This is a genomic window from Chryseobacterium sp. SN22 (assembly GCF_008329705.1).
Taxonomy (GTDB): domain Bacteria; phylum Bacteroidota; class Bacteroidia; order Flavobacteriales; family Weeksellaceae; genus Chryseobacterium.
In genome coordinates this window covers 98,459-111,382 of sequence record NZ_VTSX01000013.1, presented here as the reverse complement: position 1 = coordinate 111,382, position 12,924 = coordinate 98,459, and the positions used below count along the sequence as shown (strand labels likewise).

Sequence of the window (12,924 nt, the reverse complement as noted above, 5' to 3'; positions counted from 1 at the left end):
GACGATGAATTTAGATTTCAAAATTAAAAATTTACTTCTTATTTGCCTAATTTTTTTAGGAGTATTCAATCAATATTATTCTCAGGTTCACCATAAAGATGATTTTAAAACCGGAGCGGATCAGCCTGCCCTGTATCTGCCCTTGTTGCAAGGCAAGACCATTGGTGTCGTGACCAACCAGACCGGGCTGATGAGCGACAAGACGCATGTGGTGGATTTTCTGGTAAAAAACGGAATTAAAATCAAATCCATTTTTGCACCTGAGCACGGTTTCAGGGGAGATGCGGATGCCGGGGAAAAGGTAAAAAACGGGATTGATGTAAAAACCGGAATTCCTATTGTTTCCCTTTATGGCAACAACAAGAAGCCAAGTGCTGAACAGTTGAAGGGGATTGATGTAATCGTGTTTGATATTCAGGATGTCGGCGTCCGTTTTTATACCTACATTTCCACTTTAACGTATGTGATGGAAGCCGGAGCGGAGAATAAGGTGGAGGTAATCGTGCTGGACCGCCCGAATCCGCATGACGGTTATACGGACGGACCCGTCTTAAGGAAAAAATGGACCAGCTTTGTCGGGATGCATGAAGTTCCGGTTGTGTACGGTTTAACCATCGGCGAATACGGGAAAATGGTGAATGGCGAAGGCTGGCTTAAAAATAAGGTCCAGGCAAAATATACCCTGATCCCAATGAAAAATTACCATAAAACCAGACGTTACCCAATGCTGGACAGGCCTTCACCCAACCTGCCGAATGACCGGTCGATCAATCTGTATCCCAGCCTTTGTTTTTTTGAGGGAACCCAGGTTTCCGTAGGCCGGGGCACGGATCTGCCGTTTCAGATCTATGGTTCGCCCTGGACCAGAAGCCTGCCTTACCCGTTTACTCCAAAACCGACGGCCGGCGCAAAAGACCCTTTTTTAAACGGAAAATTATGTTATGGTGAAAACCTTTCGAACTATAAGGGAGATTTGAGGGAACTGAATATGGAATGGCTGGTGAAAGCCTTTAAAAATTACAGAAATCCGGAATTGGATTTTTTCCTGAAGCCTGCAGCGGGAAAAAATTACTGGTTTGATACGCTGGCCGGAAGTGATGAACTGAGGAAGCAGATTATTGCCGGAAAATCAGTCTCCGGGATTAAAGCATCCTGGAAATCCGATCTGGAAGCCTTTGAAAAGATTAGGGAGAAATATATAGTTTATGAAAAATAAAAAGGTCAATGGTTAATTTGGCGTCGCCAGTCAATTGTCAATTGATTAGCAACAGCGAATTGACCATTGACTATTCATTTTATATCAGTCAAAATTATGTGGCGGGGTCTTGTCATCTTTTCCTTTGTTCATGATGACCAAACCAATGGACAGCCCGATAACGCCTGCTCCGGCAATCATCAGGGCTCTTTCAAGCTTGTCCGCCTGATCGTTTCCGAGGTAATTCATCAGAAAAAGAATGGCAAACGTGATAACACAAATAATGATATGGTTCTTTCCGAATAATTTCATGAGTTTATTTTAATTTGTAAGAAATCATCACACCGCCTCTGTACGGAATGATTTCACCGCTTTTGTTATAGCCGGTTGCTTTATCGTAACGGTCGCCTCTCGAGCGGTCGTATCCTTTGTAAAAATCCTGGGAAGTTCCTACCGTTCCATAAAGGTCGATGTTCCAACGGTCCGAAACTTTAAACTGGTATCCTGCGGTAACCCCGAATATCACCGAATATCCCTTTTGGTAAAGGTCTGAATTTTTTCGGACAATTCCTGTTTCCTCATCAACGCCGACATTGTCATTCCAGTAGTTCCATTTCTGTACGTTAAAACGTGATCCTGCAATATTGGCTCCGACGTAAAAATGCTTAAAAGCTTCGTTAAAGTAATACCTTCCTTCCAATGAGATGGAGTAGTACTGCAGCTCGTGTCCTGCAAAAGATTTCCAAGGGGAAATAAACACATCGCCCTGTACTGTTATCTTTTTAGTGATCTGATGCTCCAGCGCCAGATTGACAATTCCAATAGGGATAAATAAAGCATTCCCCTTCACATATACGCTTTTTTCAGCAGGCTGCTTCAATTCCTGAGCTTTTAAGTTTCCTAATAAAAACAGGGTGAGAAATCCTGTAATAAATTTAATTTTTGACATTCGTTATTTCAGTTGTTTCAATAATTCATCAGCTAAAGTGGAATCCTTCTGTGATTGGGTAGCTATGTTTTTAGACATTTCGGCATATGTTTTTGCCATCTCCCTGTTTCCCGTCAAATGATAGAGCTTGGCAAGAATATAGGTGTTTTCGGAGGTTTCACTTCTCATGACGGATTTTTCTGCCCATTCCGCTGCTTTTTTAAGGGAAGATGGGGTTTTGATATGCTCAGAAAACATCCAGGCAGCCTTCAGAAGTTCATTGGGCTCAAAGGCTTCTGAATTTCTATAGTAGGCAAGAGCCGCTTTTTCGTATTCGGGGAAATTAGCGTTCTGTTCATAATAGCTTAATTTGGTCTGGTTGAGCTTTATTTCCGCATCATGCTTTCCGACTAAAGGTTCGGCATTTTTTATGAAATAATCGTCATTGATCTTTTTGCTTTGCGGATCAATGGATTGTTCCACGATTTTTCCCAATTTGATCTGGCTGTCAAACTCTTTATAGGTTTCTTCGGGTAAAAATTTGATGATGTCTGCTTTCCTGTTTACGAAAGTCTTATAATTTTTATCTTCGGTTGATTTTAAGAAATACAACAGCAATCCCACATCATCTTTTGTAAATTCCTCCGTTTTTTTCCTGTTTTCAAAATACCTTTCGGAGGCCTGTTTGGCAAAAGGATAATCCGAAGAAGAATTCAGCTTCATAATGTTGACCAGGAATTCCGGATCTTTTTCACCTTGGGCAAAACGTTCTTTCAATGAGCCTTTTTTATTGTTCGGGGAATTGACCTCCCGGGCCATGGTAAGGAACATGCCTGCTTCCATATATCCGAAATTCTGCGAAACAAGTTCGCCGTCGCCGTTCAGGAACAGGTAAGTAGGGTAAGATCTTACCCCATACTTGGCGGCAATATCCCTTCCTTCTCCTTTTTCCATATCAAATCTCGCATTTACGAAATTGGCATTGAAATAATCTCCGACTGTCTTTTGGGTAAAAACACTTCTTTCCATCATTTTGCAGGGGCCGCACCAGGAAGCATAGGCATCCAGAAAAACAATTTTCTTTTCCTTTTTTGCTTTGGCAATGAGATCTTTAAAAGGCAGATCCTGAAACTGGATGGCTTCCTGGGCAAAGGCTGCTATTGCAGAAAATAAAAATAAACCGGAGACAATCTTCTTCATTCTTAAATAGAAATTTCAAAAAGCGAAGATACTTATTTTCAGATAAAAGATTTGTGATTGATGTTATATTAACCACCATTTAACAAAAATTCCGTCAAAAACAAAAAAGGTCACCTCGGATGAGATGACTTTAAGTGGTTTCTCCAGGAATCGAACCAGGGACACATGGATTTTCAATCCATTGCTCTACCAACTGAGCTAAGAAACCATTCTTGTACTTCATTTTAGAAGTGGTGCAAAAATAATAATAATTATTAAATCCTGCAAGGTTTATTTTAAAACAAGTTTGAAAAGAAAACCACCTTTTTACAGGTGGTTTTTCTAAGTGGTTTCTCCAGGAATCGAACCAGGGACACATGGATTTTCAATCCATTGCTCTACCAACTGAGCTAAGAAACCATTCTTGTACTTCGTTGTTTTAAAGTGATGCAAAAGTAGTAAGTTTTCGTATATGAAGCAAGTATTAACACTACTTTTTTTAATAAAACCTAAAAACCTACTGATTTTCAACCGGATTATTTTCCTGTTCCCTGCGGATCTGCTCACTCATCTCTTCCAATACAGGCTTAATGGTGCTTTCAGGAAGATCACTTATCCGGATGTACATCAGCCCGTCAATCGCATCGTTAAAGTTCGGATCGACGTTAAAAGCGATTACTTTTGCATTTTGCTTGATGTATTTTTTAATTAAAACAGGCAGTCTCAGCTCCGGTTCGAGATCATCTATGATTTTATCAAGTTTATTTAAATCAGACTCCATTTCCTCGAAAAACAAATGCTTGTCCCGGTCTCTGAGTTTCACCTTGTATTCATTTCTCGGCGTAATATATTGGGCCACGGCGGAATCATAATAATTCGACCGCATAAACTCAATCATCAGCGATTTTGAGAATTCCGAAAATTTGTTGGAAATACTTACACCTCCCATCAGGAATTTATGATCCGGATTTCTCAGGCAGACATGCACGATCCCCCGCCACAAAAGAAAGAGAGGAAGCGGTTTCTGCTGGTATTCCTGGCAGATATAGGCACGGCCCATTTCAATCACTTTTTTGAAAAAAGGGTGTATGTCCTGCTCGAATTCAAAGAGCGAACTGGTATAGAATCCCCTGATTCCGGATTTTTTCATCACTTCTTTACCCAAAGCCATCCGGTAAGCGCCTACGAGCTGTTCCGCAGCGCTGTCCCAAAGGAAAAGATGATGGTAATGCTTATCGTATTCATCCAGGTCGAAAGGCAGGTTGCTGCCTTCGCCTACAGCGCGGAAAGTCAGTTCACGCTGACGTCCTATTTCCCTCATGATCGAAGGAATCTCCTCGTAAGTGGTAAAGTAGACTTCGTAATTCCCGTTGCTGAAAAACATTTTATCTGTCCCTTTCAGCTTGGAAATATCTTTTAAAATATCTTCTTTCGGTGTTTCATCAATGATGTTCTGGACAATATTCTCTTCTTTTAACAAAGGGAACTTTACCGATAAGTTTTTAAGATTGATGCTTTGCGCCAGCGATTTCCTCTTTTCGTAATAAGATTGCATCATATAAACCTTACGTTTCAGAAACTCCCCCAGCTCTTCGATCGTTTCCATGTCGTCCATGGCTTTTACCGTAATCGGCTTTCCGATCCTGATCCTGATCGGTTTTTCCCGGTCTTTCATCATCTCCGCAGGAAGCATCACGGTCTGTAAATTGGGATGCAGCTTTGCGACCTGGTAAAACATCCTGCTGTTCTTTGCATGGAAATACATAGGAACCACCGGCACTTTAGCCATTCGGATAAGTTTCAGTGCCGGTTTCTCCCAGTCTTTATCCAGTATTTCGCCATAAGGGTTGTTTTTGTTGGAAACTTCCCCTGCCGGGAAAATCCCTACACAGCCGCCGTCTTGAAGGTGCTTTAGAGTTTCACGCATTCCGGAAGAGCTGCTGTATGCGCCTTTTCTGTTTTCAAAAGGGTTGACGGAAATAACATATGGTTCCATCGGTTTGATCTTTTCCAGGAGGAAATTTCCCATCACCTTAAAATCCGGACGCACTTCCGATAAGATCTTGCACATCAGGATTCCGTCGATCGCACCCAGCGGGTGGTTGGAAACCAGAATAAACGGCCCCGTTTTCGGAATTTTGGCCAGATCCTCTTCAAAAGCGATATAGCTTAAATTACGCTCTCTCACAAATGAGTCGAAAAAGTCTTTACCTTCCTTATCTTTCAGTTTATTGTATAATTTATTTACTTCGTTGATCTTGGCAATGCTCATCACAGCAGAAGCTACAGGATTTTTCAGAAATCCTATCTTATGTAAGCCGGAAGCTTTAATTAAATCGTTTTTCGAAATTAAACTCATGTGTGTTTAGTCGTAATTAGTTTTATTGTGTTACCATTTGAAGCGTATTCTTCGAAATCTGCTCCAATAATACACTTTTTTCCTGGTAAAATTGATCTATGTTCTCTATTTTAGCATTCCTTACGGTGAATAAAGATACATTTTTTACGATTTCGGTTTTAAATGATTTCTGCAGTTCTTCATTCAGCTCATCTACCTGGTTGAATTTATCTTCCAGGCATAAAGCCAGGGAAATAGCAGAATTCTGCATCAAAGAAACCTTGATTTTATTTTTGGAAAGATATCCGAAAATTAAACTCATATGATCTTCTGCAATGAATGAAAAGTCTCTTGTTGAGATTTTCAGCAGAGTTTGGTTTTCCTTTAAAATATATGATTCCTCACTTTGGTTTTTTTCTGAAGCCCCGACTTTCGTTCCTGCTTTTGTGGGATCCACAAAAGATTTTACATAGAAAGGAATATTTTTCTGCTGAAGCGGCTGCAGCGTTTTCGGGTGGATTACACTCGCCCCGTAGTAAGCCATCTCGATGGCCTCTTCATAAGAAATATTGGAAAGCAGGGTAACATCTTTGAACTTTCTCGGATCTCCTGTCATTACGCCCGGTACATCTTTCCAGATGGTCATGGCTTCTGCATTCAGGCAATAAGCGAAAATAGCAGCCGAATAATCGGAACCTTCTCTTCCCAGTGTTACGGTGAAATTGTTTTCATCTGACCCGATAAAACCCTGGGTAACGTAGCAGATTTCTTTATTTAGGTTAGAAATAAATTCTTCTGTTTTTGTCCAGTCTACAACCCCTTCCCGGTACGAATTGTCGGTTTTTACGTAATCCCGGGCATCCAGCCACTGGTTGGTAAACTGGATTTCGTTCAGGTATTCGCTCAGGATCTTCGTGGAAATCATTTCTCCGCAGCTTACGACCTGGTCGTAGACGAAATTATAATTCGGAGACTTATTTCTGCGCAGGAAAGAATCAATATCATCAAAAAATAAATTGATTTCCGCAAAAACAGCATGATTTTCCGGGAACAGGCCCTCTGCGATTTCAATGTGTTTCCGTTTTATTTTTTCAATCTCTGTTTGATAGTTATCCTTCCTGAAATAAAGTTCCACCACTTTTTCCAACTCATTCGTCGTCTTGCCCATCGCTGAAATTACCAGCAAACATTTGGCAAATCCCTGGCTTTTTAAAACCATAGACACGTTCTTTACGCTTTCAGCATCCTTTACCGATGCTCCACCAAACTTGAAAATTTTCATTAATTTGTTAATAATAAAATTGTTAGATAAAAATTATGGGAATATTTTACGGGGCTCAAAATTATAAATTTACAACGAGATATGAAATAGCCCATGAATTTCACAGCCTTAAGATTTTATTAAAAATTAATAACAGCAGTCAATTATTCATCCTGCATCACTAAAAAGGGAAAGGATTTTTATGATAAGGTTTACTTTTTAGGCTGATGTAAATGTTTATATAGTTTACAGACAGGGTATTAGGGGCTTTTATTAATAATTCTTTTAAATTGTGATAAATTTTACGAAATTTGAGGAAATCGTAAAAAGAAAAATATGTCACAGCAACCATTACAGACTTTAGGGGAGTTCCTTATTGAGAAGCAGGATGATTTCCAGTATTCAACCGGAGAATTTTCCCGACTGCTGAGCGCAATAAGACTGGCTTCTAAAGTGGTAAACAGAGAAGTAAATAAAGCAGGAATCGTAGATATCGCCGGTGATGCCGGCAACCAGAATATTCAGGGGGAGGAGCAGCAGAAACTGGATGTGATCGCGAATGAAATCTTTATTACGGCTCTGTCTCAGCGTGAGGTTGTCTGCGGAATTGCTTCTGAAGAAAATGATGATTTTATTGACATTAAATGCGGGGAAAACGGACACTTAAGCAAATATGTCGTGCTAATTGATCCTTTGGACGGATCTTCAAATATTGATGTGAATGTTTCTGTCGGAACTATTTTTTCTATTTACAGAAGGGTTACCGAGCCGGGAACTCCGGTGCAGCTGGAGGACTTTCTACAAAAAGGGGTCAATCAGATTGCAGCAGGATATATCATCTACGGTTCGTCTACCATGATTGTTTATACCACAGGAAACGGAGTGAACGGTTTTACGCTGGACCCTTCTTTGGGAACCTATTACCTTTCCCATCCGAACATGACTTTTCCGAAAACCGGGAAAATTTATTCTATCAATGAAGGAAACTACATTAAGTTTCCACAGGGCGTAAAAAATTATCTCAAATATTGCCAGATGGAAGAAGGGGACCGGCCGTATACTTCAAGATATATCGGTTCGCTGGTTGCCGATTTCCACAGGAATATGCTGAAGGGCGGGATCTATATTTATCCTTCTTATTCGCAGGCTCCGAACGGAAAACTAAGACTTTTATATGAATGTAACCCTGTAGCTTTTATTACTGAGCAGGCTGGAGGAAAAGCAACTGATGGTTTCAGGAGAATTCTGGAGATAGAACCGACTGAGCTTCACCAAAGGATTCCTTTTTTCTGCGGAAGCATTGATATGGTGGAAAAAGCGGAAGAATTTATGCGAATCGACAGTGTAAAATAATGAGAGCAGAATATTTCAGATATGTATTGGAATTCAAACGCCCGAGTGGAACATCTCGCGGCGTTTTGTATGAAAAGGAAACCTTTATCCTCGAAGTTTCGGAAAACGGGAAAAAAGGGACGGGAGAATGCGCTGTTTTCAGGGGACTGAGTTTTGATGACCGGCCGGATTACGAAGAAAAGCTTCAGTGGCTGTGCAAAAATATTCAGAATGATCATGAATTTTTAAAAACGCACTTAAAAGATTTTCCCTCCATCTGGTTCGGGTACGAGCAGGCCATGCTGAACCTGAAACATGGCGGACCTGTTTATTTTCCAAGTGAATTTACGGAAGGCAGATCGCCGATTGTCATTAATGGACTGATTTGGATGGGCAGTATTGATTATATGGAGGAGCAGATCCGCGACAAGCTGGATCAGGGATTTCATTGTATTAAATTAAAGATCGGAGTAAACTGGAAATCGGAACATGAAATTCTGAAAAAACTAAGGCAAAAATTCTCACAGGAAATCCTGGAACTGCGCGTGGATGCCAATGGCGGATTTAATAAAGATGAAGCTAAAACCGTTCTGCAACAGCTGGCAGATTTACAGATTCATTCCATTGAACAGCCGATCAAAGCGGGAAGTATAACAGATATGGCTGAATTGAGTGCAGAAACGCCGACGCCAATCGCGCTAGACGAAGAGTTGATAGGAATTACGGATTTTAATGAAAAGAAAAAACTGCTGGAAACCGTAAAGCCGCAATATGTCATTTTAAAGCCTGCTCTTATTGGAGGCTTTAAGGGTTCGGATGAATGGATTTCCTTGGCTGAAGAACAAAAGATCGGATGGTGGATTACTTCCGCACTGGAAAGCAATATCGGTCTGAATGCCATTGCCCAATATACTTTTACAAAAAAAAGCCCCATGCCGCAAGGATTGGGAACCGGAGCTTTATTTGTGAATAATTTTGAATCGCATCTCAACCTCCAAGGTGAATTGTTATGGTTCAGAACGTAAACGAGAAGAATTCATTAGCATGCGGGAGGAGGTGAGTCAGGGCAAGTTGTCTTACCACAATAATCAGGATCCCACGACCTGCAACACATGGCCGTATTATTCCAGCTATTGCATCCAAGAGGAGGTCTACCTCCTTTAATTGCTTTTAATTCTTCTCTTTTGATTTTTTTTAGATTTTTCATAGAACATTCAATTTATTGATTGGTGATGTAAATATGAAAATCTTTTTGGATATTTGCAAAGAATTCAACGTATTTAACAGATATTAAAATTATATAGTTATTTAATTAAAAAACTGCTATTTACTATAACTAATATAAATCGCTTGTATTTTAAACTTAATAAGCTCCTATTAAATCACGTCTTTTATGAAAATTGCTTTCTTAATGTATTGTAACAAAGAAGAAAACCTGGTTCTTACTTTTTCCATGATATAAATTTTGTCTTTCCCTGATGTTTATAGTGAGTGAGCTTACAATCTCTATGCCATACTATGGTACCATAATTTATCAACAATTGGTGATATTTACTATTCTGATGAAAGCCGCTTGCTAATAGTTTATTGTAAATGTATAGTCGTTATTTTTTATTCTGTTGGTGATGAGATTCCGGTCGATTCCGTTAAGATTCTGGAAAATGTCGTTCTGAACCATCGAGCTGGAAAGATAACCCCAATGGTTTCCGGCCTCAAATTTGAAAGAATCCAGAATGTCATCTTCCACGAAAGTACAGTCGATGATGGAAACGATATCTTTTAAGTGCTCAATATTGCTTGGCCCGTTTTTTCCAAGTCTTGGCGTCAGGATATTTTTGGTGAACTGGGAAACGCCGAGAATCAAATCTTTCCTGTTCAGGTAAATGGAAACCCGGTTCGCCAACAGAGGAAGTTTACTGAAAGAATCCTCCGAATCTTCAAAGACCTTATAGCTCACATCCGAATTCAGCAATAAGACCTGATCGATCACGCGCAGGATATTTTCCTTTTTTAAACTGTACAGCATGCTCTGAAGCACGCGGTTTCCCATAGAGTGGGCCATGATATGAATCCGCTGGTTGCAGGGAGCCAGATCGCGGTTCGAGAAAACATCTTTCAGAAACTGGGTGTAAAAATAAAAAAGCCGCATCAGTGAAGTTCCGGAGTTGATGCTGGACGCTTTATCATCAAAATACGTCAGCGGAACGATGCTGCCTGAAGCCGGCCAGCTGATAAAAAGGATATGTTCTACAGGCGATGCCGGATGATCGATAAAGATTTTTTTTAGAGCGGCGATGGCTTTTAATTCATCATCAAAATCGTAAGCGTACCCATGAATGAAGATCATTACATCACTCCTGTCTTTTGTGGAAGACCTATTTTTGTAAAGTTCATAGAACATTCTCTGGGTTCCGCCCAGGTTGTCTGCCGTTAATGGGGATTCCTTAATTCTTTTTTCAGCCAGCAGCACGTCCAGTACTTCCTGATAGCCCTGCTTTTCAGGTTCCGAGAAAAGGGTATACTCTAAAATATTCCGGTTGGTATAATCTTTCTTCTTCCGTGCTGCCTCAGTAGGTTCCTGGTAATCTTCAAAGTCGCATCTGGCAATTCTGAAATTGGGAATTGAATATTCATCGTTGGAAAAAGAGTCGGCTCTTTCGCCTTTATGACGGACGATTTTTCTATTGCTGAGGATATAGACAGCCATGTTGATATCTAATTTGAGTAAAGGTTTTTAGCTAGCCTAAATTAAGAAAAATAATGTACCGGAATCATTTAATCATCGTAAAATTACTACTTGGGTAAAACCTTTAATTTTCCTAAATTTGCAAATTGTCGTGATACACGGCATCTTAAAGCGAATTTTAATGGAAGAAGAAAAAAAATCACTCAATTTTATTGAGCAAATTATCGAAGATGATTTGGCAAACGGACTGAAAAGAGATCAGATCCGTTTCCGTTTTCCGCCTGAACCAAACGGCTATCTGCATGTAGGCCATACCAAAGCCATCTGCATCAACTTCGGTTTGGGTGAAAAATACAATGCTCCCGTAAACCTTCGTTTCGACGATACGAATCCTGAGAAAGAAGAACAGGAATTCGTGGATTCTATTATGAAAGACGTTGAATGGTTGGGTTTCAAATGGGATAAAGTATTGTACGCCTCCGATTACTTCCAGCAGCTTTATGATTGGGCGGTCCAGCTTATCAAAGAAGGAAAAGCGTATGTAGACGAGCAGCCTTCCGAAGTGATTACCGAACAAAGAAAAAATCCTACGGAACCGGGGGTGGAATCTCCGTACAGAAACCGTCCCGTTGAAGAATCTCTTGATCTTTTTGAGAGAATGAGGAGCGGAGAATTTGAAGAAGGGGCAATGTCGCTTCGGGCTAAAATCGATATGACGTCACCGAACATGAACATGCGTGATCCGGTGATGTACAGAATTTTGAAAAGGCCGCACCACAGAACAGGAACGGAATGGAAGATTTACCCGATGTATGACTGGGCACATGGGGAATCCGATTATATCGAACAGATTTCGCACTCGCTGTGTTCCCTGGAGTTTGAAAACCACAGACCGTTGTACAACTGGTACCTGGATCAGGTGTATGAAGAAGGAAATGTGAAGAACAAGCAAAGGGAATTTGCCAGGATGAACGTTTCTTATATGATTACATCCAAAAGAAAACTGCAGAGGCTGATTGCTGAAAAGGCAGTGAACGGCTGGGATGATCCGAGAATGCCTACCATTTCCGGAATGAGAAGAAAAGGGTTTACGCCGGCTTCGATCAGGAATTTTATCGAAAAAGTAGGGGTTGCCAAAAGAGAAAACCTGATTGAGCTTCAGCTGCTGGAATTCTGTGTCCGTGAAGACCTGAACAAAGTAGCCAAAAGGGTGATGACCGTAGTGGATCCTGTGAAATTAATCATTGAAAATTATCCTGAAGGTCAGGAAGAATGGCTGGAAACCGAAAACAACCCGGAGCAGGAAAATGCAGGAACAAGGGAAATTCCGTTCTCCAGAGAATTATATATTGAGCGTGAGGACTTCAAAGAAGAAGCCAATAATAAATTTTTCAGACTGAAATTAGGTGGTGAAGTGCGTCTGAAGTCTGCGTATATCATTAAAGGAGAAAGGGTAGAAAAAGACGAAAACGGAAACATCACGACCATTTATGCGACCTACGATGAAAAATCCAAATCGGGAAGCGGTACGGAGGAAAGTTTGAGAAAAGTAAAAGGAACCATTCACTGGGTATCTGCAAAACATGCCATTCCTGTGGAAATCAGAAACTACGACAGATTGTTCACGGTGGAGCAGCCGGACGCCGAAAAAGACGTGGATTTCCTGGATTTCATTAATCCGGCATCCGTAACAACCGTACAGGGATTTGCCGAGCCAAACTTAAAAGATGTAGCTGTGGGAGAGCCGCTTCAGTTCCAGAGAATTGGCTATTTTACGAAAGATCAGGATTCTACGGATACAAATTTTGTATTCAACAGAACAGTGACCTTAAAAGACTCTTATAAGCCGGAGTAGAAATTTATTGATACTATATAAATGAAACAGGGCTTAATCTTAAGTCCTGTTTTTGTTTTTAAACACTAATAACACTCATATTCTTACCAATAACAGTGGTACGATTGTAAAAAAGGTAGTGCTGTCTGTGTTTTAAAATGGAGTGGCGAT

General features: G+C 40.5%; 11 protein-coding genes and 2 tRNA genes. 4 read left to right on the top strand and 9 right to left on the bottom strand.

The annotated features are described in order from the left end of the window. Positions 1-4 precede the first annotated feature (4 nt). Positions 5-1,216 carry an exo-beta-N-acetylmuramidase NamZ domain-containing protein gene (locus FY557_RS10550; protein WP_149247215.1) on the top strand — a complete coding sequence of 404 codons (1,212 nt, stop codon included), beginning with the start codon at positions 5-7 and terminating at the stop codon, positions 1,214-1,216. 84 nt (positions 1,217-1,300) lie between these two features. Here FY557_RS10550 and FY557_RS10545 read toward each other — a convergent pair whose 3' ends face one another. The 7 genes from FY557_RS10545 to FY557_RS10515 all read right to left on the bottom strand — a co-directional run bounded on the left by FY557_RS10545 (position 1,301) and on the right by FY557_RS10515 (position 6,922). Continuing rightward, the gene (locus FY557_RS10545; RefSeq protein WP_149247214.1) at positions 1,301-1,507 is read right to left on the bottom strand and encodes a hypothetical protein; all 207 of its coding nucleotides are present in this window, start codon (positions 1,505-1,507) and stop codon (positions 1,301-1,303) included. A 4-nt stretch (positions 1,508-1,511) separates the two neighbouring features. Continuing rightward, a complete protein-coding gene (locus tag FY557_RS10540; RefSeq protein WP_149247213.1) occupies positions 1,512-2,144 on the bottom strand; it encodes a DUF3575 domain-containing protein in 633 nt (210 codons plus the stop codon). Between the two features lie 3 nt (positions 2,145-2,147). Beyond that, a complete protein-coding gene (locus tag FY557_RS10535; RefSeq protein ID WP_149247212.1) occupies positions 2,148-3,323 on the bottom strand; it encodes a thioredoxin family protein in 1,176 nt (391 codons plus the stop codon). 135 nt (positions 3,324-3,458) lie between these two features. Next, positions 3,459-3,531, bottom strand: a tRNA-Phe gene (locus FY557_RS10530). A gap of 118 nt (positions 3,532-3,649) precedes the next feature. Further along, positions 3,650-3,722: transfer RNA gene (locus FY557_RS10525), tRNA-Phe, on the bottom strand. A gap of 97 nt (positions 3,723-3,819) precedes the next feature. Beyond that, entirely contained in the window at positions 3,820-5,661 is a 1,842-nt protein-coding gene (locus tag FY557_RS10520; protein ID WP_149247211.1) for a lysophospholipid acyltransferase family protein, read from the bottom strand. A 22-nt stretch (positions 5,662-5,683) separates the two neighbouring features. Further along, positions 5,684-6,922, bottom strand: coding sequence for an aspartate kinase (locus tag FY557_RS10515; RefSeq protein WP_149247210.1), 1,239 nt, complete (start codon positions 6,920-6,922; stop codon positions 5,684-5,686). Between the two features lie 315 nt (positions 6,923-7,237). Between FY557_RS10515 and fbp the strand changes: the two genes are divergently transcribed. Together fbp and menC are read left to right on the top strand one after the other, a co-directional pair. Continuing rightward, positions 7,238-8,254 carry a class 1 fructose-bisphosphatase gene (gene fbp, locus FY557_RS10510; RefSeq protein WP_149247209.1) on the top strand — a complete coding sequence of 339 codons (1,017 nt, stop codon included), beginning with the start codon at positions 7,238-7,240 and terminating at the stop codon, positions 8,252-8,254. Continuing rightward, a complete protein-coding gene (gene menC / locus FY557_RS10505) occupies positions 8,254-9,258 on the top strand; it encodes an o-succinylbenzoate synthase (RefSeq protein ID WP_149247208.1) in 1,005 nt (334 codons plus the stop codon). The genes fbp and menC overlap by 1 nt, the downstream gene beginning before the upstream one ends. A 14-nt stretch (positions 9,259-9,272) precedes the next feature. On the opposite strand, the gene FY557_RS20625 is transcribed toward menC, so the two are convergent. Further along, on the bottom strand, positions 9,273-9,440 hold the full coding sequence (locus FY557_RS20625; RefSeq protein WP_410495895.1) for a bacteriocin-like protein: 168 nt from the start codon (positions 9,438-9,440) through the stop codon (positions 9,273-9,275). A 369-nt stretch (positions 9,441-9,809) separates the two neighbouring features. Continuing rightward, entirely contained in the window at positions 9,810-10,940 is a 1,131-nt protein-coding gene (locus tag FY557_RS10500; RefSeq protein ID WP_149247207.1) for an alpha/beta hydrolase, read from the bottom strand. 160 nt (positions 10,941-11,100) lie between these two features. Here FY557_RS10500 and FY557_RS10495 point away from each other — a divergent pair, with 160 nt between their 5' ends. Beyond that, complete coding sequence (locus FY557_RS10495) at positions 11,101-12,774, top strand: glutamine--tRNA ligase/YqeY domain fusion protein (protein WP_149247206.1); 1,674 nt, start codon at positions 11,101-11,103, stop codon at positions 12,772-12,774. The last annotated feature ends 150 nt before the right edge of the window (positions 12,775-12,924 follow it).

Excerpts from the sequence above, each read along its gene's own strand:
- FY557_RS10550 (WP_149247215.1), top strand. The coding sequence starts at position 5 with ATGAATTTAGATTTCAAAATTAAAAATTTACTTCTTATTTGCCTAATT.
- FY557_RS10545 (WP_149247214.1), bottom strand. The coding sequence starts at position 1,507 with ATGAAATTATTCGGAAAGAACCATATCATTATTTGTGTTATCACGTTT.
- FY557_RS10540 (WP_149247213.1), bottom strand. The coding sequence starts at position 2,144 with ATGTCAAAAATTAAATTTATTACAGGATTTCTCACCCTGTTTTTATTA.
- FY557_RS10535 (WP_149247212.1), bottom strand. The coding sequence starts at position 3,323 with ATGAAGAAGATTGTCTCCGGTTTATTTTTATTTTCTGCAATAGCAGCC.
- FY557_RS10520 (WP_149247211.1), bottom strand. The coding sequence starts at position 5,661 with ATGAGTTTAATTTCGAAAAACGATTTAATTAAAGCTTCCGGCTTACAT.
- FY557_RS10515 (WP_149247210.1), bottom strand. The coding sequence starts at position 6,922 with ATGAAAATTTTCAAGTTTGGTGGAGCATCGGTAAAGGATGCTGAAAGC.
- fbp (WP_149247209.1), top strand. The coding sequence starts at position 7,238 with ATGTCACAGCAACCATTACAGACTTTAGGGGAGTTCCTTATTGAGAAG.
- menC (WP_149247208.1), top strand. The coding sequence starts at position 8,254 with ATGAGAGCAGAATATTTCAGATATGTATTGGAATTCAAACGCCCGAGT.
- FY557_RS20625 (WP_410495895.1), bottom strand. The coding sequence starts at position 9,440 with ATGAAAAATCTAAAAAAAATCAAAAGAGAAGAATTAAAAGCAATTAAA.
- FY557_RS10500 (WP_149247207.1), bottom strand. The coding sequence starts at position 10,940 with ATGGCTGTCTATATCCTCAGCAATAGAAAAATCGTCCGTCATAAAGGC.
- FY557_RS10495 (WP_149247206.1), top strand. The coding sequence starts at position 11,101 with ATGGAAGAAGAAAAAAAATCACTCAATTTTATTGAGCAAATTATCGAA.